Source organism: Shimia abyssi, from assembly GCF_003014475.1.
In the GTDB taxonomy this organism is placed as follows: Bacteria; Pseudomonadota; Alphaproteobacteria; order Rhodobacterales; family Rhodobacteraceae; genus Shimia; species Shimia abyssi.
The window spans coordinates 127837-148278 of sequence record NZ_PYGJ01000005.1 but is presented as its reverse complement, the minus strand read 5'-3'; the positions used below and the strand labels follow the sequence as shown (position 1 = coordinate 148278).

The 20442-nt window shown below is 57.8% G+C and carries 18 protein-coding genes and 1 pseudogene; 13 read left to right on the top strand and 6 right to left on the bottom strand.

All coding sequences use genetic code 11. The features are described 5' to 3' along the window. Positions 1–3 precede the first annotated feature (3 nt). The 3 genes from CLV88_RS10715 to CLV88_RS10705 form a co-directional block, all read right to left on the bottom strand. Complete coding sequence (locus CLV88_RS10715) at positions 4–489, bottom strand: TRAP transporter small permease (RefSeq protein ID WP_106608385.1); 486 nt, start codon at positions 487–489, stop codon at positions 4–6. Between the two features lie 69 nt (positions 490–558). Then, complete coding sequence (gene dctP / locus CLV88_RS10710) at positions 559–1602, bottom strand: TRAP transporter substrate-binding protein DctP (RefSeq protein ID WP_106608384.1); 1044 nt, start codon at positions 1600–1602, stop codon at positions 559–561. A 41-nt stretch (positions 1603–1643) separates the two neighbouring features. After that, complete coding sequence (locus CLV88_RS10705) at positions 1644–3281, bottom strand: sulfatase-like hydrolase/transferase (RefSeq protein WP_106608383.1); 1638 nt, start codon at positions 3279–3281, stop codon at positions 1644–1646. Positions 3282–3722: 441 nt separating this feature from the next. On the opposite strand from CLV88_RS10705, the gene CLV88_RS10700 reads away from it, so the two are divergent. From CLV88_RS10700 to murD, 13 genes are all read left to right on the top strand, one after another. Further along, a complete protein-coding gene (locus CLV88_RS10700) occupies positions 3723–5000 on the top strand; it encodes an alkyl/aryl-sulfatase (protein WP_106608382.1) in 1278 nt (425 codons plus the stop codon). 225 nt (positions 5001–5225) lie between these two features. Then, the gene (locus CLV88_RS10695) at positions 5226–6146 is read left to right on the top strand and encodes a branched-chain amino acid ABC transporter permease (protein WP_106608381.1); all 921 of its coding nucleotides are present in this window, start codon (positions 5226–5228) and stop codon (positions 6144–6146) included. Continuing rightward, positions 6146–7129 (top strand): branched-chain amino acid ABC transporter permease, encoded by a 984-nt coding sequence (locus CLV88_RS10690; RefSeq protein ID WP_106608380.1) that lies wholly within the window; start codon positions 6146–6148, stop codon positions 7127–7129. The genes CLV88_RS10695 and CLV88_RS10690 overlap by 1 nt, the downstream gene beginning before the upstream one ends. Then, positions 7122–7877, top strand: a complete 756-nt coding sequence (locus CLV88_RS10685) for an ABC transporter ATP-binding protein (RefSeq protein WP_106608379.1) — start codon at positions 7122–7124, stop codon at positions 7875–7877. The genes CLV88_RS10690 and CLV88_RS10685 overlap by 8 nt, the downstream gene beginning before the upstream one ends. Continuing rightward, entirely contained in the window at positions 7874–8563 is a 690-nt protein-coding gene (locus CLV88_RS10680) for an ABC transporter ATP-binding protein (RefSeq protein ID WP_106608378.1), read from the top strand. The genes CLV88_RS10685 and CLV88_RS10680 overlap by 4 nt, the downstream gene beginning before the upstream one ends. A gap of 706 nt (positions 8564–9269) precedes the next feature. Beyond that, positions 9270–9761 carry a division/cell wall cluster transcriptional repressor MraZ gene (mraZ, locus tag CLV88_RS10675; protein WP_106608377.1) on the top strand — a complete coding sequence of 164 codons (492 nt, stop codon included), beginning with the start codon at positions 9270–9272 and terminating at the stop codon, positions 9759–9761. After that, on the top strand, positions 9745–10752 hold the full coding sequence (gene rsmH / locus CLV88_RS10670) for a 16S rRNA (cytosine(1402)-N(4))-methyltransferase RsmH (RefSeq protein WP_106608376.1): 1008 nt from the start codon (positions 9745–9747) through the stop codon (positions 10750–10752). The genes mraZ and rsmH overlap by 17 nt, the downstream gene beginning before the upstream one ends. Further along, positions 10752–11099 carry a cell division protein FtsL gene (ftsL, locus tag CLV88_RS10665; RefSeq protein WP_106608375.1) on the top strand — a complete coding sequence of 116 codons (348 nt, stop codon included), beginning with the start codon at positions 10752–10754 and terminating at the stop codon, positions 11097–11099. The genes rsmH and ftsL overlap by 1 nt, the downstream gene beginning before the upstream one ends. Next, complete coding sequence (locus tag CLV88_RS10660; RefSeq protein WP_106608374.1) at positions 11096–12880, top strand: peptidoglycan D,D-transpeptidase FtsI family protein; 1785 nt, start codon at positions 11096–11098, stop codon at positions 12878–12880. Before ftsL ends, CLV88_RS10660 begins: the two co-directional genes overlap by 4 nt. Before the next feature lie 20 nt (positions 12881–12900). Beyond that, positions 12901–14382 (top strand): UDP-N-acetylmuramoyl-L-alanyl-D-glutamate--2,6-diaminopimelate ligase, encoded by a 1482-nt coding sequence (locus CLV88_RS10655; protein WP_106608373.1) that lies wholly within the window; start codon positions 12901–12903, stop codon positions 14380–14382. After that, on the top strand, positions 14379–15821 hold the full coding sequence (locus CLV88_RS10650; RefSeq protein WP_106608372.1) for a UDP-N-acetylmuramoyl-tripeptide--D-alanyl-D-alanine ligase: 1443 nt from the start codon (positions 14379–14381) through the stop codon (positions 15819–15821). Before CLV88_RS10655 ends, CLV88_RS10650 begins: the two co-directional genes overlap by 4 nt. Next, positions 15822–16904, top strand: a complete 1083-nt coding sequence (gene mraY, locus CLV88_RS10645; protein WP_106608371.1) for a phospho-N-acetylmuramoyl-pentapeptide-transferase — start codon at positions 15822–15824, stop codon at positions 16902–16904. It begins immediately after the preceding gene. A gap of 136 nt (positions 16905–17040) precedes the next feature. After that, entirely contained in the window at positions 17041–18441 is a 1401-nt protein-coding gene (murD, locus tag CLV88_RS10640) for a UDP-N-acetylmuramoyl-L-alanine--D-glutamate ligase (protein ID WP_106608370.1), read from the top strand. On the opposite strand, the gene CLV88_RS10635 is transcribed toward murD, so the two are convergent. The 3 genes and pseudogenes from CLV88_RS10635 to CLV88_RS10625 form a co-directional block, all read right to left on the bottom strand. Then, entirely contained in the window at positions 18438–19622 is a 1185-nt protein-coding gene (locus CLV88_RS10635; RefSeq protein ID WP_106608369.1) for a BaiN/RdsA family NAD(P)/FAD-dependent oxidoreductase, read from the bottom strand. The two genes, murD and CLV88_RS10635, sit on opposite strands and share 4 nt — an antisense overlap. Before the next feature lie 76 nt (positions 19623–19698). Next, on the bottom strand, positions 19699–19944 hold the full coding sequence (locus CLV88_RS10630) for a CDGSH iron-sulfur domain-containing protein (RefSeq protein WP_106608488.1): 246 nt from the start codon (positions 19942–19944) through the stop codon (positions 19699–19701). 150 nt (positions 19945–20094) lie between these two features. Beyond that, positions 20095–20397, bottom strand: a pseudogene (locus CLV88_RS10625) (thiol-disulfide oxidoreductase DCC family protein); the annotation flags it as partial. Between the last annotated feature and the right edge of the window lie 45 nt (positions 20398–20442).

The window sequence follows — 20442 nt, the reverse complement described above, 5'->3', positions numbered from 1 at the left end:
CCTCTAATCTGCTGGCTCGTGGCCGATTTGGCCTTTGGTGAAAACCTTGAAGCCCGCCAAAAGCGCGATGGCGACAAATACAATCAGCACAGAGATGATCCAGCCAAACGGGATTTCCAGACCTTCGGTCACGTCCTCGTATTCGAACGCATCACGAACGGCGACGATCAGCACCCAAAGTAGGAAAGCGGTGCCAAGTGTGTTTGAGATTGCGTAAACCAGTCGATAAAGGCGCGTCGACAGCCGGTCGATGAAGGGTTCAAAGATTGAGACGACAACGTGGGTGCCATCGCGGCTGACCAGAATGAAACCGGCAAACACCGTCAGTGTCAAAAGGATCTGCGTCATCTCAGCGCTTCCGGAAATCGGTGCAGAAAACACGTAACGCATGAACACGTCTACCACAGTGATCAGCATCATCATGGCGAGCAGAATTGATCCAATGATCAGGCCCGCCTTGCTGAGCGTATCGATGATCTTGTCAAACATCCGCCTGTCCCTTTTTGATGCGTTGATACGTACCGGGCCAATCGTGCCGAAAGGCCCGGTCTGTCATCATCAGTTGGCGTTGACGGTGCTCAGGCGCTCGACCTCGGCGCGCATGAAGTCCAGCGCGGCCTGACCATCGACTCCCATATCTGCGACCTTGGCAATCCACGCATCGACGACCGGTTTTGACGCCTCTTGAAGGCTGGTCATAAGAGCGTCAGAGGGCTGAATGTATTCAACCGTCTGGCCAAGCTCATCACGCCCGGCCAGCGCCTGTTCTGTGACCTTTGCACCCACCATGCGCGCGAGGTGTTCACCGGACAATTCGGTCAGGACCTGCTGATCCTCGGGCGACAGCCCGTCCCAGACACGCTGGTTTATGAAATGCGAGAAGTTGATCGAAAAGGGAGACTTTTCAAACTGAACACAGGATTTCGTGTAGGACGCAATCTTGAATTGCAGAACCGAGTCATAGGTGATGCCGGTAAAGGCTTCGACTACGTTGCGCGACACGATCTCGTGTATTTGCACCGCCGGGCCATTGACGGTGGCGACATTGAGGTTTTTTAGCATCTTGTCCAGATTGCCCTTGAGCGACCAGACCTTGCGTGAAGACAGATCTTCGGCGCTCTCGATCTTTTCGTCCGTCACTGAACAGAGCGCGCCGCCGCCAAAGTGATACATGCCCAGAAGGTGCACGCCGCGCCATTTCTCGGCGTCAGAGAAGTATTTTTGATAGGTATTCCAGAGGGCGACTGACGTGGCCTCGGAATCACCCTGATGCACCCATGGCATCAATCCGACATGCGCGCCGGGATTTTTGGGGCCGAGATAGATATTGGCGAGGAAGCCCGCATCCGCGGCACCTTTGCGAACGGCGTCCATGACTTTGGGAGGTGGGGCAACCGATTTGGGGGTGAATTCGATGGTCAGGCGACCGTCTGATTTGTCATGCACCTGCGTGGCCCAGTCCCGCATGACATCCCAATAAAAATGGCTGGGCGGCACAAAGATATTGAACAGAATTTTGGTTTCAGCTGCGGCTGAAAGCGGCGACAAAAGCGCCACGCTCAAGCCCGCCAAAAGCGTGCGTTTCATCGATTTCACAATCATTTTTTCCTCCTCCAGATGGTCCGTAGTAATGTCGCGCCTTGTTATGTCGTTGTGTTCGGTTTGCGCCTTGGCAGGATCTTTGGATCCTTGCCTTTGGCATCGTTTTCGTCCCAATAGCCGATCAGAACGCCCAGCTTTTCCTCCATGCCGGTCATTTTGATATTGTGGGGCTCGCTCCAGGTTTCGCGCTGTCGATAGTGCAGCGACCAGTTGCCCAGCCGCTTGAACATGGACTGTCGAATATCTTCGTGATCTGGGTTGCGACCCAGATCTGTCATTTCATCAGGGTCATTCTTGAGATCGAACAAAACCGGCGGGTAGCCCGGTGCATGGACGTATTTCCAGTCTTTGGTCGCAACCATGTAAGAGCGGCACTCAAGCGGCTCTTTGCCGGTTTCGGGGCGGAAGACCTGACAGGAATAGTCATATTCGCTGATCACGAAATCGCGCCATTCAGGGGTGTCGCCGTGCAGTTTGGGAAGCAGCGAACGCCCTTCCAGAATGTTGTAGGGGATCTCGCCACCATAGTATTCGACAAAGGTGGGGAGCAGGTCGATCAATTCGACAAGCGAGGCGTCCGTAGTGCCACGGGTCGCATCAGCCTCGGATTGGGGGTCGCTGATGATCAGGGGAACCTTGACCGACGGATTATGGAAGTAATCCTTGTCGCCCATCCAATGGTCGCCCATGTAATCACCGTGATCCGAGGTGAACACGATCATTGTGTTCTCTAGCAAGTCACGTTGCTGCATGAAGTCAAACAGGATCCCAAGCTGATCATCGATCTGGGTGATCAATCCCATATAGACAGGAATGACCTTTTCGCGCGCCTCGTCGCGGCCAAAGGTTTTGCCCGCAACCCGCTCCATGAAGTGTTTCATCAATGGGTTGGTGTCTTCCAGCTCGGCGTCGGATTTGACGGCGGGGATCACGTCATCAGCGGAGTACATATCGTTGTAGGGAGCGGGCGCGACGTAGGGCCAATGTGGCTTAATATAACTGAGGTGCAGCAACCAAGGGGTTTCGCCGTCATCCTCGGCCAGAAAATCCATGGCACGTCTGGTCATGTATGGGGTTTCGGAGTCTTCGTCGGAGACCCGAGCGGCAAGGTCTACACGGTCATTGAAGAAACCGGAGCGGACGCCCTGCTCAGTTTCTACGGAGTTGGCGGCCCAGTGCCACGGGTTGCTGTCTTCGCCATAGCCTTTGGATTTCAGGTATTCGTTATAGGGCAGACCGGGGCGTACCATGGTGTCGGGGTGAATACCGTCGTCGCGTTCATATGCTTCAAACCCTGCTTGGGCGTGATTAACGCCTATGTCGCTCTCGGGATCAATCCCAAGGCGTTGCATCCCTTCTGTGTCGGGTTTCATATGGGTTTTGCCGACCAGCACGGTGCGCACGCCAAGCGGATTCAGATGGTGGCCGATATTACGCTCACCAATGCGAAGGGGCGCAAAGTTTGAGTGCGCGCCGTTGGAGGACACATAACGCCCTGTATACACGCTCATTCGGGATGGGCCGCAAATCGGAGATTGGCAGTAGGCGTTTGAAAACTGTACGCCCCGTGCGGCCAGAGCATCTATGTTGGGGGTTTTGATCGACGGGTGCCCAGCACAGCCGAGGTAGTCAAACCTGAGCTGGTCGCACATGATGAACAGGATGTTTTTGCGGGCCATCTACTCGTCACCACGGTGATGCTGCCCGAGGTGATGTTGCGCGTATCTGCTCTCGCGGGCGTCGCAATTTTCGATCAGTGTCCTCTGTTCGTGCGCGCGATTTGTCATTGTCGCGGATGAATTTTGCATTCTGTCAACGTCCTCCTCCGTCGTGTCTTTGTCAGGATGCGCAGTCTTTCGTGCGGCGATACCAAGCCGGCCGCGATAGCGGCCGTTCCGACAAGCACTAATCCCGAGATTAGAATCGGGGATAAACAGTCATATCGCACATATGGGATCCCAAAACAAACAATATTGAAGAAATATTCACAAAAATGGAAAATGAATTGATTTTGGGATCCCATTTTTGTATTGACAGGGATAGCGGATGCGCTGTGTTGGTGTGGAGCCAAGCGGAGCAGGCCGTAGACATCTCGGGTTGAGCAAAAAGGGGAACTGAAAATGCACGCGGAATTGCGAAAGCACCCTGAGTACTTTCAGAAGGAGGTGGTTCAACTCGCGGATAATGTGTACCAGGCCTTTGGGTTTGCGGCCTCTAACGTCTATATGATCGTCGGACTGGATGGCGTTATTATTGTAGACACGACCGAGACCACAACGGCGGCCCAGAACATCCTTGCGGAATTTCGCAAGATCACGGACTTGCCGGTGAAGACGATAATTCTTACCCATTCTCACCGTGATCATGTCTCTGGCGCGAGTGTATTTGCGGAAGGCGGCACACCGGAGATACTGGCAAGTGCGAGAAGCTCTGAAGATCCGCTTATTGTTGCGACCAAGCATCCCAGGGCGGCCAAGGCCATGCAGGCGCGCACCAAACGTCAATTCGGGATCGGTCTGTCCTATCCGGATGAGATTATTGGTATCGGTGTGGGTCCCGGCGATCGCCCATTGAAGGGCATGGGAGCCGGAATTTTGCCGCCAACCCGCAAGATCGGTGATGAAGGTGAAACCCTGACGAGATGTGGGATCGAGTTGGAATTGGCGATCGCGCCCGGAGAGACGCCGGATCATTTGGTCGTCTGGTATCCTGAAAAGAAGGTTCTGTTCTGCGGGGACAATTTTTACCGTTCTTTCCCAAACCTGTATGCGATCCGAGGCACCGAATACCGCGATTTTGACACCTGGGCTGATACGATGGATCAGCTTATGGCGTTTGCGCCGGATGTTCTGGCACCGGGGCACACCAAAGCGGTCATGGGAGCAGAGCGGATTAACGACGTGCTGACCGACTATCGTGATGCTATTCGTTACATCACGAGTGAAACCCGCAAGGGCATGGATGCCGGTTTGACAATGGATCAGCTGGCGAAGAGTGTAGAACTGCCCTCTGAGTTGGCTGAAAAGCCGCATTTGCGCGAGTATTATGGCCGGGTGGCTTATGCTGTGCGCGCTTATTTTGTTGGGACAATGGGTTGGTTTGACGGCAATCCAACATCGTTGAATCCGCTTGCTCCGAAAGAGGAAGCTGAACGTTTCATTGGCTTGGCTGGGGGTGGAGAGGCGGTGTTGCAAGCAGCACGGGACGCGGCTGAAAAAGGGGATTTTCAGTGGTCTTTGCAACTTGCCGATAGGCTGATCTCGACTGGGCGACATGCTGAAGAGGCCACCGCTTTGAAATCCGAAACGTTGCTGGAATATGCGAAGATCCAGATCAACTGTCCGACGCGTCACTATTACATTCAATGCGCCAAGGAGCTGTCTGATGCAGCTGACTGAATTGGGATAGTACTCGTGGATAGAGCCGTATTGACGGCTTTGGGTCAGAAGTCATTGGCCCTGCGACGGTGTTGTTTGGGTACAAGAATACTAAGTGAACGCTGCTTGGCGTTTGGTCCTGCTTGAAAGTGGTACAGGAACCGTGTTGATCTGCTGCAAAACGCAATAGTGGGGACGGGGCGATTTTCAGCAGGGACCAGATGCCGGACGGCGGGGGATAGCGGCGTGTCGGCTGTTTTGTTGATTGAGCAGGCGCTTAATGGGCTGCAGTTTGGTGTGATGCTGTTCCTGATGGGGGCGGGTCTGACGCTGATCTTTGGGGTCATGGGGTTGATCAACCTCGCCCATGGCTCGCTCTATATGGTCGGCGCCTTTGCTGCGGCGGCTGTGGCGGGGGCGACGGGATCGTTTTTGCTGGCGCTTGTGGCGAGCCTTGTGGCGGCGGCAATTGCCGGGGTGCTGGTCGAGGTGCTGGTGATCCGGCGGCTCTATGACCGGGATCATCTGGATCAGGTGCTGGCGACCTTTGCGCTGATCCTGATCTTTTCAGAGGGCACACGGTGGGCTTTTGGTTCGTTTCCGTTGTTTCTAGACCGGCCCGAGTGGCTGGCGGGCACGGTGATGTTGCCGTTTGGGATCGAATACTCGCTATATCGGTTATTCATTATTTTGGTGGGCCTGGCGGTCGCGGCGGGGCTGTTTTGGATGATCGCCTATACGCGGATCGGGATTCAGATCCGCGCGGGCGAGAATGATCGCGAGATGATCGGCGCCTTGGGTGTAAACATCTCGGCACTATATACGCTGGTGTTTGCGCTGGGCGCAGCGTTGGCAGGATTTGCGGGCGCGATGATCGGGGCTATCCAATCGGTACAAGTGGGCATGGGCGAACCGGTGCTGATCCTGGCCTTTGTGGTGATCGTGATCGGTGGGATCGGCTCGATCAAGGGTGCGCTGGTGGGCGCGTTGCTGGTTGGGCTGACGGACACGCTGGGCCGGTTACTGTTGCCGCAGTTTTTCGAGCTGTTCATGGAGCCGGCGGCAGCGACATCGGTTGGCGCATCGCTGGCATCGATGGCGATCTATATCCTGATGGCGGGCGTATTGCTGTTTAAGCCGTCGGGCCTGTTTGGGAGCACAGCGTGATGCGGCGCGAGACCACGTTGAACGCCGCATTAATGGCGGCCTTGTTGGCGTTTCCATTGTGGGCCTATGCGGTGGATGAGCCGTTTCTGATCACGCTGACCACACGTGCGGTGGTGTTTGCGATTGCGGGCGTTGGGCTCAACTTTGCGTTGGGGCTGGGCGGATTGGTTAGCTTTGGACATGCGGTGTTTTTTGGGATTGGCGGCTATGCGATGGGTATTCTTGCCTTTCACGCGCAGAGCTATACACCAATAATAGACGGCTGGTTGGTGATTGAAGGCACTAAGTCGATGCCGTTGATCTGGCTGGTGGCGGTGATCGTTTCGGCGATTGCGGCGCTGGGTTTGGGGGCGTTGTCGCTGCGCACCAGCGGAGTTTATTTCATCATGATTACGCTGGCCTTTGCACAGATGTTTTATTTCTTTGCCATCTCGTGGCCTGCCTATGGTGGGGAAGATGGGCTGTCGATCTATGTACGCAACGGGCTTGGCGGGCTGAACACGATGGACCCGATCCAGTTCTATGCCATCTGTTATACATGGTTGGTGGTGGTGCTGTTCTTTGTGTATCGCGCGGCCAGATCGCCCTTTGGGCTGGCGCTGAGCGCGGCGCGGCAGAACGAGGCGCGGGTGCAGGCGGTTGGTCAGGTGCCCTATCGGCTGTATCTGGTGGCTTATGTGATTTCGGGGGCAATCACCGGGTTGGCAGGTGCGCTGTTTGCGGACCTGAATCGGTTTGTCAGTCCAACCATGTTCAGCTGGCAGACGTCGGGCGAGATCATGGTGTTTGTCATCCTTGGCGGGGTGGGGCGCGTGTTTGGGCCCGTGGCCGGGGCGGTGCTGTTTATCTTGCTAGAGCATGTTTTGGGTGGGCTGAGCGCCTATTGGCATGTGTATTTGGGGGCAATTCTGTTGGGCGTGGTTCTGTTTGCGCGTGGGGGGCTTTTTGGGCTGATCGCGGGCCGGGAGGTTGCCCATGACTGAGCCGATCCTGAAAGTTGAGGGTATTTCAAAGAGTTTTGGTGCGGTGCAGGCGAGCAAGGATGTGAGCCTTGATTTGCGAATGGGTGAGATTCACGCGTTGATTGGACCCAACGGGGCGGGCAAGTCTACCTTGATTGCGCAGATCACTGGTGGATTGGTGCCGGATCGGGGACGCGTTGTATTTGGTGGACAGGATGTGACCGGGTTGAGCACGGCGGCGCGGGCGCGGCTGGGCATGGGACGGACGTTTCAGATTTCGGCGCTGGCGATGGAATATACGGTGCTGCAAAACGCGGTTCTGGGTGCTCTGGGGCAGCGCGGCGGTGTGTTTCGGTTTTTCCGGCCCGTGATGAAGGATGCGGCGTTGCTGGACGCCGCGCGGGCGGCGTTGGCGCAGGTGGGGCTAAGTGATGTGGCTCAGGTGCGCACGGCTGAGCTTTCTCATGGGCAAAGACGCCAGTTGGAGGTGGCAGTGGCGCTGACCCTGAGGCCACGCGCATTCCTGATGGACGAGCCTATGGCGGGGCTGGGCGCAGATGGAACGCAGGTGTTGACCAAGTTTTTGGATGAGCTGCGCGCACAGGCGCCGATACTGTTGGTGGAACATGATATGGACGCGGTGTTTGCGCTGGCCGACAGGATCAGCGTTCTGGTTTACGGCGAGGTGATTGCGACCGGAACGGTGGACCAGATCAGAACAAATTCGCTGGTCCGCGAGGCTTATCTGGGCGAGGAGATCGCACCATGAGCCTGCTGCAAGTGGAAAACGTGTCGGCGTTTTACGGACCAAGCCAGGCGTTGTTTGATGTCAGTTTGACGGTCGAGGCGGGGGAGGTCGTGGCGCTGATGGGGCGCAACGGGATGGGTAAATCAACAACGGTGAAGGTGATCTGTCGGTTGCTGCGGCACCGCGACGGGGTGGTGCGGTTTGACGGGCAGGATCTGGCGCGAGTGCCGTCTTTTCGGGCGGCGCGGGCTGGGATTGGGCTGGTGCCCGAGGGGCGGCGGTGCTTCACAAACCTGAGCGTGCATGAAAACCTGATCGCCGCCGCGCGGGCCGGAGCGTGGGGTTTTGCAGCTGTCGCGCAACTGTTCCCACGGCTGGAGGAGCGGCGGGATCAGGTTGCCGCATCTTTGTCGGGGGGCGAACAGCAGATGCTGGCGATTGGGCGGGCGCTGATGACCAACCCAACACTGCTTATTCTGGATGAGGCGACCGAAGGGCTGGCCCCGGTGGTGCGTCAGGAAATCTGGGCGGCAATTGCACGATTGAAAGCCGAGACCGGGCTGGCGATCCTTGTGGTGGATAAGTCGGTGGCCGAGTTGCGGCAGGTGGCGGACCGGGCGGTGATCCTTGAGAAAGGAGTGGCAGTCTGGGATGGCGGCTTTGACGCGCTGAGCGCGGATGTGACGGACCGGTATCTAGGGGTCTGAATTCTGGACATGGGAGAGTATGGGACGCCGTAAGGCGGATGGCGGTATTGTCCCAGGTGAGTGATACGGGAATTTATGGGCCGGGCGAGGTGTGGTCGGTCTGAAATGGGTGAGAACGGGGAATTTTGTCAATCTTGGCACTGCGAATCACTTTGGAATGATAGTTTTAGCGGCGAAAACTGCGATAATTGGAAGGTCGATCGTCTTTGCTTCCGCAATTTTCCAGAAAATCTGGGAATTTATGGGACTAGCTGGGTGCATAGTGAGTATCTGCGCCTAGGCACTATATATCGCAAACCTTTGCGATCTGTGCACCATATATGCGTGATTTCCAGAGAATCGAGCGCCTTTAAAACCATGTAAGGCGGCTTTCGGAGTTAACTAAGGCAGGTCGAAGGCAAGATTTTTCTTGATCCCCATGAATTCCCATGTCATCCCTATATGCAAGATGAGGACGGGAACATAAGGGGCGATTAAGACCCCACAGAACTCCAAAGTCAGGTTTCATACAGGCACCCGCTTTCATCGAATTAGAGAGATCCGGCGCGCGGGCGAGCAGACATCCCCCCAGGTGGCGCGCGCAGCTGGACACCCGCTAGAGCGGGACGAGGGCGGCGAATTGATCAGTGGCAGCAGATCAATTCGCCGTTTTCCTTCCTACCCTCTGGCAAAACGGGGCGATTTTTGAGAAAGGAACCGGCACGCCGTGGCACGCAGGTTCAGAGGCGAAAGCGACCATAAGGTCGACAGCAAGGGCAGGGTGTCTATCCCGGCCTCGTTTCGCCGTGTCATCGAGAGTTGCGACCCGGACTGGACCGATGGTCTGCCCCCGCGCCTGATCCTTGTTTATGGTGGCGCAACCCGCGACTACATCGAAGGTTTCACAATCGAAGCCATGGATGAAGTCGACGAGAAAATCAGTAAATTCCCGCGCGGATCCGCCAAGCGAAAGGCGATGGAGCGTCTCTATTCGGCGCAATCGAGCGAGATCGTCGTGGATGACACAGGCCGGATTGTCTTGCCCGCCAAGCTGCGCGAAAAGATCGGGCTGGATGGGCTGGCGCGGTTTGTCTCCTCGGGGGACACGTTCGAAATCTGGAACCCTGAAGCATATGACGCCTCGATTGATGCGCTGGACGAGGACGGGTTCGATCCCGACCTAGACCCGTCGATCTATCTGGATGGTGATCTTGGCTGAGATGGGGTCTGACGCACCGCATATTCCCGTACTTATCGACCCCATTTTGACGCGCTGTGCGCCGATTAACGGCCGGTGGTTGGACGGCACGTTTGGTGCGGGTGGTTATACCCGCAGCCTGTTGGATGCGGGTGCCGACAAGGTGTATGGCGTGGATCGTGATCCGCTGGCGTTTGAGATGGCCGCCCCGTGGGTTGGCGATTATGGTGACCGGCTGGAACTGGTTGCGGGTGTGTTTTCCAAGATGGATGAATACGCGCAGGATTTGGACGGCGTTGTTCTGGACCTTGGGGTCAGCTCGATGCAGCTTGATCTAGCGGAACGCGGGTTTTCGTTTATGAAGGACGGTCCGCTGGACATGCGTATGAGCCAGGACGGAATGTCGGCAGCGGATATCGTGAATGACGCCGAAGAGGCGGAGATTGCTAATATCCTGTTTCACTATGGCGAAGAGCGGGCAAGCCGCCGGATTGCCAAGGCGATTGTGCGGGCGCGCGGTGTTGAGCCAATCAAGACCACGTTGCAATTGACGGAAATCGTTGAAGGATGTTTGCCAAGGTCCAAGCCGGGGCAAAGCCATCCGGCGACGCGTAGCTTTCAAGGTCTGCGGATCGCGGTGAACGACGAATATGGTGAGTTATTTCGCGGATTGATGGCAGCAGAGCGGGCGCTGAAACCCGGTGGATTGTTGGCCGTGGTGACGTTTCATTCGATTGAAGACCGGATGGTCAAGCGTTTCATGCAGGCGCGCGCGGGGCGCAAGGGCAATGTGAACCGCTATGCGCCCGAGGTAGAGAAAGACGTTCCGGCCTTTGAATTGTTGACACGCAAGGCTGTGGGGCCGGATGACGCGGAGCTGTCGGTGAATCCGCGCTCGCGCTCGGCCAAGTTGCGGATTGCGCGGCGCACGGATGCGCCGTCTGGTGATATTTCGGGTAAAGAATTGGGTATGCCGACGCTGGAGGCTTCAGCGCGGGGGGGAAGACGGTAATGCGTACAATCTTGTATATGATCGCCGCAATGGCCGTAATCGGCCTTGCTGTGTGGGCCTATCAGGAAAATTACCGCACGCAGAACGCGATTGCCGAAACCCATACAATCCAGCGACAGATTGGCGAGGCACGCGCACGGCTGGCGGTGTTGAAGGCCGAATGGGCCTATCTGAATCGCCCTGAGCGTCTGCGCGATCTAGCCGAGATAAACTATGACGACTTGCAGCTGTTGCCGCTGCGTCCGGAACAGTTTGGAAAAATTGATCAGGTGGCCTATCCGCCAAGTGACTTGCAGTTTGACCTGAGCGGCGCAGTGGATGTCGCCGCAGAGGAGGCGCGGCCATGATCCGGAAACCGCTGCGACCGCTGGCGTCGATTTTGAAGGCGCGCGATGCAGGTGAAAACCCGGATGTGATCGAGCGCGAGAATATCCGCCAACGCCACGAAGAGATGCGCGATAAGGCCCGTTCGCGGGCCGAAGGGCGCTTGTTTATAATGGCGATCCTGTTTCTTGGCGGGTTCATCACAGTGGGCGCGCGCATGGGCATTGTGACCTATTCCGAAGCGGTTGAGCCGCGCACGAACTATTCCGCGAATAGGATTGTCGCACAGCGGGCCGATATCGTGGATCGTCAGGGGCGTTTGCTGGCCACCAACCTTGAGACCAGCTCGCTTTATGCGCAGCCGCCGCACATGATCGACAAGGAACGTGTGGTCAAGGAACTGGTTGAAATCTTTCCCGATCTTGATGAAGAACGTTTGATCAAGGATTTTACCGGCAAGCGAAAATTCGTCTGGATTCGCAAGAAACTAAGTCCTGAGCAGAAGCAGGCGGTGCATGACATTGGCGATCCCGGCTTGCAGTTTGGCGACCGCGAGATGCGGCTTTATCCCAATGGCAAACTGGCGGCACACGTATTGGGTGGTGCAAGCTTTGGCAAAGAAGACGTGCACGCCGCCGAGGTGATCGGTGTTGCGGGAGTGGAAAAGCAGTTTGATGATGCGCTGCGTGATCCGTCAAACGGTGGCAAGGCGTTGACGCTTTCGCTGGATTTGACGGTGCAGGCGGCGGCGGAGCGGGTGCTTTACGGTGGTATGAAGCTGCTCAATGCCAAAGGCGCGTCGTCGGTTTTGATGGATGTGCACACAGGCGAGATTATCTCGATTGTCAGCCTGCCAGATTTTGATCCGAATGACCGTCCGCGTCCGCCAACCCAAGGCCACGCAGCTGACAGCCCGCTGTTTAATCGCGCCATTCAGGGGTTGTACGAGCTTGGCTCGACCTTCAAGATTTTCACAGCTGCGCAGGCGATGGAGTTGGGGCTGGCAAATCCTGAGACGTTGATCAAGACGGCGGGGCCGCTTCGTTGGGGCAAATTCAAGATCCGTGATTTCCGCAACTATGGCTCGCAGCTGACGTTGACCAAGATTATCGTGAAATCGTCAAACATCGGTACGGCACGCATGGCGCAAGTGATTGGTGCCAAGCGGCAGCAGGGTTTTTTGCGCGATCTGGGATTCTTTGAACCGACGCCTGTTGAGGTGGTCGAGGCACGCGGGGCTCAGCCGATGTTGCCCAAGAACTGGTCGGAATTGTCAACGATGACAATCTCTTATGGACATGGCATTTCGGCAAGCCCGCTGCATTTGGCAGCTGGATATGCGGCAATTGCCAATGGGGGTAAGCGGGTTTTGCCGACATTGCTAAAGCGGGATACGCCACAGGATGGGCCACGTGTGATGTCTGAGGCGAGTGCGGCACAAGCGCGGCGCATGTTGCGGTTGGTCGTGACCGAGGGCACGGCGAGCTTTGGCGACGTGCCGGGCTATGCGGTTGGCGGCAAGACCGGTACGGCGGACAAACCAAAGGAAAACGGCGGCGGATATTATGAGGATAAGGTGATCGCCACTTTTGCCTCGATGTTCCCGGCGCATGATCCGAAATATGTTCTGATCGTCGCATTGGACGAACCGGTTGAGACATCCGGGCCGGAACCACGCCGCACGGCTGGTTGGACAGCGGTGCCGGTGGCGGCAGAGATGATTGCCCGGGTTGCGCCATTGTTGGGACTGCGGCCTGACGTTGAACCCGGGGCGCTGCCTGATATAACGCTGACATCAAACTAAGCCGAAAAAGGGCAGAGCAGATGGCGGGACCGGTGAGACAGCTTTCAGACCTAGGACTGACGGCTGCAAGAGGACTGAATCCGGACATAACCGGGCTGGCTGTGGACAGTCGCGAGGCGCGCGACGGATATCTGTTTGCCGCATTGCCGGGGACGCGGGTACATGGTGGCGAGTTCATTAAATACGCACTGCGCATGGGGGTAGAGGCGGTTTTAACCGACGCCGAAGGTGCGCGGATTGCCGAAACGGAACTGGAGGAAGCCGGGGTTGCGGTGGTAATCGCCGAAGATCCGCGCCAGACACTTGCTTACACTGCGGCGCTTTGGTTTGGCGGGCAGCCGGGGATTATGGCGGCAGTGACAGGCACCAACGGCAAGACGTCGGTGGCGACGTTTCTGCGCCAAATCTGGCAGGCGCTGGGGCTGGAAGCGGTCAATCTGGGCACAACTGGGGTTGAAGGTGATTTCGAAGCTCCGTTGAAGCACACCACGCCCGAGCCGATCACGCTGCACCGCACATTGGCGGCGTGCAGCGCAGCCGGTGTCGAATTTGCAGCGATGGAAGCCTCCAGTCACGGTTTGGCGCAGCGGCGGCTGGATGGCGTGCAGTTGCGAGCGGCTGGGTTCACGAATTTCACGCAAGATCACCTGGATTATCACGATAGCTTTGAAGACTATTTTGACGCAAAGGCGGGGCTGTTTGCGCGGGTCCTGAGTGAGGACGGCGTGGCGGTGATTAATATTGATGATCCGCGTGGCGTAGATATGGCGGCGATTGCCAAGGCGCGAGGCCAAGAGGTGATCACGGTGGGGCGCGATGGCGCGGATCTGGCACTGCTGGGGCAGCGATTAGACAATACCGGGCAGGATATCCGATTTTCGTTTCGTGGGCGCAGCTATCAGGCGCGGCTCGAGCTGATCGGTGGGTTTCAGGCTGAAAATGTGTTGCTGGCCAGCGGGTTGGCGATAGGATGTGGGGCTGAGCCCGAACGGGTTTTTGAAGTGCTGCACGAGTTGACCACGGTGCGGGGGCGTATGCAGTTGGCGGCGACGCGATTGAACGGCGCGGCGGTGTTTGTGGATTATGCCCATACACCAGATGCGGTGCAAACCGCGCTGCGGGCGATGCGGCCGCATGTGATGGGGCAGTTGGTGGCGATTGTCGGCGCGGGCGGAGATAGGGATGCCGGCAAGCGGCCGTTGATGGGGCAGGCAGCGGCGGAAAATGCCGATGTGGTTTTTGTGACCGACGACAATCCCCGAAGCGAAGATCCGGCCAGCATCAGGGCTATGGTGATGGCGGGTGCGCCGGATGCGACCGAGGTGGGCGACCGCGCCGAGGCGATTTTGCGCGCGGTGGATGCGCTTGGGCCGGGGGATGCGTTGCTGATTGCGGGCAAGGGCCATGAGAGTGGGCAGATCATAGGGGACGATGTATTGCCCTTTGACGATTGTGAACAGGCAAGTGTTGCTGTGGCAGCGCTGGATGGGGGGCTGGCATGAGTCTTTGGACGTCGAGCGACGCTATGGTCGCGACCAGTGGTCGCGTCACACGGGAGTGGGTTTGTAGTGGGATATCGATTGACACGCGCACCATTGAACAGGGCGATCTGTTTGTTGCGCTGACGGCGGCGCGGGATGGGCACGAATTTGTCGCACAGGCACTGGAGAACGGCGCGGCGGCAGCTTTGGTGAGCCATGTGCCTGAAGGGGTGCCCGAGGATGCGCCGCTTTTGGTGGTTGACGACGTGATGGGGGCATTGGAGGCGATGGGCCGCGCGGGACGCGCACGCACAGAGGCGCGCGTTGTGGCTGTGACCGGGTCTGTTGGGAAAACTTCAACCAAAGAAATGCTGCGTGCGATGCTGATCCGGCAGGGGCGGACTCATGCCAGCGTTGCGAGTTACAACAACCACTGGGGGGTTCCGCTGACGTTGGCGCGGATGCCGCGCGACACCGAATATGCGGTGATCGAGATTGGCATGAACCATCCCGGAGAGATAGAGCCACTGGCGCGCATGACCCGTCCGCACGTGGCGATGGTAACAACCGTGGCGGCGGTGCATCTTGAGGCGTTTGACAATGTCGCCGGGATCGCGCGCGAGAAGGCGGCGATATTTGACGGGCTGGAGCCCAGAGGTGTGGCCGTTCTGAACGCCGATATCGAGACGGCGGCTGTGCTGCGTGCGCATGCGCAAGACGTAGGCGCTTTGCAGGTGACGTTTGGTGAAACCGCGACAGACTGGCGGTTGGAGGCCGTGACACTTTCCGGGGACACCACAGTCGCACAGGCAGAAGTGCATGGGGCCCCATTGGTGTTCAAGATTGCCAGTGCGGGCGCGCATTTTGCCATGAACGCGCTAGGGGCATTGGCCGCAATTGAGGCATTGGGCGCGGATCTGGCGATTGCGGCGAGCGAATTGGGCCGTTGGGTGCCATATGCCGGCCGTGGGGTGCGAGAGACGATCTGGCTGGACCCCGTAGAGCGGGAGCAGACACTAGAGCTGATTGATGACGCGTATAACGCGAACCCGACCTCGCTGGGCGCGGCGCTGGATGTGCTGGCGGCGGCGGCGGTTAAAGACGGGATTGGGCGGATTGGCAAAGGGCGGCGGATCGCATTGGTCGGAGATATGAAAGAGTTGGGGCCGCAAGAGGTGGAGATGCATTCGGGGCTGGCCGCGCACCCGGCAATGGCCGCGATTGACGTGGTGCATTGTGTGGGGCCGCTGATGCGGCATCTGCATGACGCGCTGCCAGAGACAAAGCGCGGCCTTTGGACCGAGACGAGCGATGAGTTGGCCGCACAGATGCGGCATCTGGTGGATGCAGGCGATTGTTTGCTGGCCAAGGGATCTTTGTCTATGGGGTTGGCCAAGGTGGTTGACGCTGTGCGCAAACTGGGTCATCCCGCCCCGCAAAATAAGAACGAGGACGCCTGAATGCTCTTTTGGTTGACAGAACTGTCGGATGGCGGGGATTTCTTTAACCTGTTCCGCTATATCACTTTCCGCGCGGGTGGGGCGTTTATGACAGCGTTGCTGTTCGGCTTCATCTTTGGCCCGCCGTTGATCAATGTGCTGCGCCGCAAACAGGGTAAGGGACAGCCAATCCGTGATGACGGGCCAGAGGGGCATTTCGTTAAAGCCGGAACGCCGACAATGGGCGGGTTGCTAATTGTTGGGGCATTGGTCACGTCGACCATGCTTTGGGCACGGCTGGACAATGGATTTGTGTGGCTGGTGCTGTTTGTGACGCTGGCTTATGGGTTGATCGGGTTTGCCGATGACTACGCCAAGGTGTCCAAACAGAACACCAAGGGTGTGTCTAGTAAGCTGCGGCTTTTGCTGGGTTTTGTCATCGCTGGCGTGGCTGCGGCATGGGCGACCAGCCTTCAGCCGGATGCGTTGCAATGGCAGCTGGCCTTGCCCGTGTTCAAGGACACGTTGCTGAACCTTGGATTGTTTTATGTGCCATTTGCGATGTTTGTCATTGTTGGTGCAGCCAATGCGGTTAACTTGACTGATGGGCTCGATGGGCTGGCGATCATGCCAGTGATGATTGCGGCGGGGACGCTGGGGGTTATTGCCTATGCGGTTGGGCGCGTCGACTTTACCGAATATCTGGATGTGCATTACGTGCCGGGTACGGGTGAGATCCTTATCTTTGTCGCGGGTTTGATTGGCGGCGGGCTTGGTTTCCTTTGGTATAACGCGCCGCCTGCGGCTGTGTTCATGGGGGATACCGGATCGCTGGCGCTTGGCGGCGCGCTGGGGGCAATTGCGGTTGCGACCAAGCACGAGTTGGTTTTGGGCATTGTGGGTGGACTGTTTGTGGTTGAGGCGCTGAGCGTGATCATTCAGGTGCTTTATTTCAAGCGCACCGGCAAACGTGTTTTCCTGATGGCGCCTATCCATCACCATTATGAAAAAAAGGGTTGGGCTGAGCCACAGATCGTGATCCGGTTCTGGATCATATCATTGATCCTGGCGATGATTGGGCTGGCGACGTTGAAGGTACGATAAGGTGGGTATTGGGGGCGCTGCCCCCGCCGCCCGTTGGGCGCCTCCCCCGAAGTATTTTGGGCAAGATGAAGGTGCATGTGTTGCGCATCTGAACAGCTGAAGCGAGCAATTTGGATGGTTTTGTGGGGATGACGGGATGATTCCAGTTCAAGGGTACAAGGGCGCGACGGTCGCTGTGTTGGGGCTGGGTCGGTCTGGATTGGCAGCGGCGCGTGCGTTGCGTGATGGTGGCGCGCAGGCGCTGTGCTGGGATGACAATCCAGCCGCACGGGAGGCCGCGGAGGCTGAAGGGTTTGAGTGTGTGGATCTGTTGCGCCAAAGTGCGTTTGAGGACGTTGCCGCATTGATCGTCAGTCCGGGTATCCCACATTTGTATCCAGCGCCAAATCCCGTTGTGGCGGCAGCCATGGACGCGGGTGTGCCTGTCGACAATGATATCGGGTTATTCTTTCAGTCATTTGCCACACAGGCTTGGGATAATTTTGACGTCATGCCCAAGGTTGTTGCGGTGACGGGATCAAACGGCAAATCGACCACATCCGCCTTGATCCATCACGTATTGGAGGCGGCGGGGCGGTCGGCGCAGCTGGCCGGAAACATAGGGCGCGGTGTGCTGGATATTGATCCGGCAGTGGACGGGGATGTGGTGGTGCTGGAGCTCTCGAGCTATCAGACCGATCTGGCCCGCGCAATGACGCCGGATATCGCGGTTTTCACAAATCTCTCGCCAGATCATCTGGATCGTCACGCTGGTATGGGTGGTTATTTCGCGGCCAAGCGACGTTTGTTTGCCGAAGGCGGGCCGGATCGCGCTGTGGTGGGTGTGGATGAGGTAGAGGGGCGCTACCTGGCGGGGCAGTTGACGCAGAACCGTGCGGATGATCGGGTGATACGGGTTTCGGTGGATCGCAAGCTGACCGGGCCGGGATGGCATGTTTTTGCGCGCAAGGGTTTTTTGAGTGAATGGCGCAAAGGGCGCCAGATAGGCTCGATTGACTTGCGCGGTATCAAGGGGCTGCCCGGAGCGCATAACCATCAGAATGCCTGCGCGGCGTATGCCGTGGCGCGGACACTGGGGCTGGCGCCGCGTGTGATTGAGGCGGGTTTTGCCAGTTTTGGTGGCTTGCCGCATCGCTCACAGATCGTGGGCGAGGCGGGTGGCGTTACTTACGTGAATGATTCCAAGGCGACAAACGTGGATGCTGCGGCCAAAGCGCTGGGGGCGTTCAAGAAGATACGTTGGATTTGTGGCGGGTTGGAGAAAGAAGGCGGGGTGGGCGATTTGGCCAGCGCGGCTGGTGAAGTGATCAAGGCCTACGTGATTGGGCGCGAGGCGGCTGGGTTTGCCATGCAGCTGAACGGAGTTGAGGCCGAAGTGTGCACCACGATGCAGCAGGCCGTGGCACGAGCAGCTCAGGAGGCACGGGCGGGTGAAACGGTTCTATTGGCACCGGCAGCGGCGAGCTTTGATCAGTATGACAGTTTTGAAAAACGCGGTGAGGATTTTGTCGCGCAGGTTCTGCGCGTTTTGAGCTAGGCGCGTTTGGACGCGATGGCTGTGCCAGCGGCCCAGCCGGATGACCACGCCCATTGGAAATTGTAACCACCAAGCCAGCCGGTGACATCAACGGCTTCTCCAATTGCGTAAAAGCCCGGAAGGGTTTTGGCCTCCATGCTACGTGATGAGAGCGCGTCTGTGTTGATGCCGCCAAGGGTGACTTCGGCAGTCCGGTAGCCTTCGGTGCCAGTGGGGCGCAAGGGCCAGTTTTGCAATTTGTCAGAGAGCGCGCGCAGGGACGCGTCTGATTGATCGGCGAGGTTGCCGCTCAGTGCCCATTCCTGTGCCAGATAGTCGGCGAGTTTTGTGGGCAAGAGCTGGGCCAGTACAGTTGAGAGATTGCGGCGGCCATCGGTTTTGCGTTTGTCTCGAAGGGCTTGAAATGCGTCGGTGTCTGGTAAGAGGTTTACGGATATGTCCTGCGCTTCGTGCCAATAAGAGCTGATCTGTAGCATGGCAGGGCCGGAAAGGCCGCGATGGGTGAAGAGCATGGCTTCGTCAAAGTTGGTGCCGCTGGCGGTTGCCCGTACGGGTAGCGCTGTGCCAGAGAGCGATTTGAACGGGTTGTCGGAGAAAGTGAACGGCACGAGGCCCGCGCGGGTGTCGGTGACGGGTAGATCGAATTGGCGGGCAATGTCATAGGCAAGGCCGCTCGCGCCCATTTTGGGGATGGATTTGCCGCCTGTGGCCAGTACCAGGTTTTGAGTTTGCAGCGACTGGGTTTTGCCATGGCTTTGAGTGGTGACGTGAAAGGCGGTGCCGTCATGGGTGACGTTGGTGATTGCGGTGTTCAGGCTCAGCTCCGCGCCCGCAGCCTGCATTTCGGTGCGCAGCATGGCGATGATGTCTTTTGCGGAGGTGTCGCAAAAGAGCTGGCCAAGGGTTTTCTCGTGATAGGGGATATTGTGGCGGGCCACGAGGTCGATGAAATCCCATTGCGTGTAGCGCGACAGGGCTGATTTGCAGAAATGCGGGTTCTGGCTGAGGAAGTTATCCGGGCCAGCATACATATTGGTGAAATTGCAGCGCCCGCCACCGGAGATGCGGATTTTCTCGCCCGGGGCTTTGGCATGATCCAGAACTAATGTGCGACCGCCTGTGTGAGCAGCGCACATCATGCCAGCAGCGCCAGCGCCCAGAATGATTGTATCGTAAACCATGCCGGCGGGGTGCCTGATGTTTGCGGGGGCGTCAAGCGGGTGGTAGGTCGGACAATATTGTCCGACTTACGGGCGGTCAGCCCAGCTTGGAGTGGGTGCCGTCACACGTGGGTTGGTTTGCCGAGTGTTTGCAGCCGCAAAAGAAGACCTTTTTGCTGTCTTCGGCTGTGTATTTTACCGGCGTAAACCCGGTGTCCTTGTGTGAACCGTCGCAGAAAGGCTGTTTTGAGGATTGGCCGCAGGCGCACCAGAAGTAGGATTTCCCGGCTTCGACCTCGACCGGGATCGGCGATTTTTGGGCGATGATGGGGGCGTCATGCATGCTGGTTTCCTTTTTGGTTGGATGGCTGAGAATAAGGGTGAGCGGCGCGAGAGGTGGTTGATCAGTGGTTTGGCGCGGTCCAGCGGGGTGCTTTTGCTTGCGCTTCAAGTGGCGGTGGAAGAGCCAAGGTGCGAGGAGTTTGTCATATGTCGCAGAGGCAACGTGATAAACCCCCGGCAAGCCGGTTAGCCAGGCGAGAGGGCGATAGCGGGGCATTTGCCACCACAGAATGCGGAATGCATCGAGGCCGACATGAAGTTCGTTGCCATGCAGGACATGTAGTCGCCTGGCGGCGGTTTCAGGGTCAATACCCCATTCAAGGCGCGCGTCGGTGTTGAGATCATCGTAGCGCACGGGGATGTCGCGCGCACCAGTGTAACGGGCGTAGTGGCAGATCTCTGCGTCGCAGATCGGGCAATCGGCGTTGTAAAGGACGCGGGTTTCGGGGGGCATTTGAGCCTCTTGGATGTGTATCATCAAGGATACGGCGGGCGAGGG

Coding starts and splice junctions, on each gene's coding strand:
- rsmH (WP_106608376.1), top strand. CDS start 9,745: ATGGTGATCTTGGCTGAGATGGGGTCTGACGCACCGCATATTCCCGTA.
- dctP (WP_106608384.1), bottom strand. CDS start 1,602: ATGATTGTGAAATCGATGAAACGCACGCTTTTGGCGGGCTTGAGCGTG.
- CLV88_RS10705 (WP_106608383.1), bottom strand. CDS start 3,281: ATGGCCCGCAAAAACATCCTGTTCATCATGTGCGACCAGCTCAGGTTT.
- CLV88_RS10630 (WP_106608488.1), bottom strand. CDS start 19,944: ATGCATGACGCCCCCATCATCGCCCAAAAATCGCCGATCCCGGTCGAG.
- CLV88_RS10715 (WP_106608385.1), bottom strand. CDS start 489: ATGTTTGACAAGATCATCGATACGCTCAGCAAGGCGGGCCTGATCATT.
- CLV88_RS10660 (WP_106608374.1), top strand. CDS start 11,096: ATGATCCGGAAACCGCTGCGACCGCTGGCGTCGATTTTGAAGGCGCGC.
- murD (WP_106608370.1), top strand. CDS start 17,041: ATGATTCCAGTTCAAGGGTACAAGGGCGCGACGGTCGCTGTGTTGGGG.
- CLV88_RS10690 (WP_106608380.1), top strand. CDS start 6,146: ATGCGGCGCGAGACCACGTTGAACGCCGCATTAATGGCGGCCTTGTTG.
- CLV88_RS10680 (WP_106608378.1), top strand. CDS start 7,874: ATGAGCCTGCTGCAAGTGGAAAACGTGTCGGCGTTTTACGGACCAAGC.
- ftsL (WP_106608375.1), top strand. CDS start 10,752: ATGCGTACAATCTTGTATATGATCGCCGCAATGGCCGTAATCGGCCTT.
- CLV88_RS10700 (WP_106608382.1), top strand. CDS start 3,723: ATGCACGCGGAATTGCGAAAGCACCCTGAGTACTTTCAGAAGGAGGTG.
- CLV88_RS10635 (WP_106608369.1), bottom strand. CDS start 19,622: ATGGTTTACGATACAATCATTCTGGGCGCTGGCGCTGCTGGCATGATG.
- CLV88_RS10650 (WP_106608372.1), top strand. CDS start 14,379: ATGAGTCTTTGGACGTCGAGCGACGCTATGGTCGCGACCAGTGGTCGC.
- mraY (WP_106608371.1), top strand. CDS start 15,822: ATGCTCTTTTGGTTGACAGAACTGTCGGATGGCGGGGATTTCTTTAAC.
- CLV88_RS10655 (WP_106608373.1), top strand. CDS start 12,901: ATGGCGGGACCGGTGAGACAGCTTTCAGACCTAGGACTGACGGCTGCA.
- CLV88_RS10685 (WP_106608379.1), top strand. CDS start 7,122: ATGACTGAGCCGATCCTGAAAGTTGAGGGTATTTCAAAGAGTTTTGGT.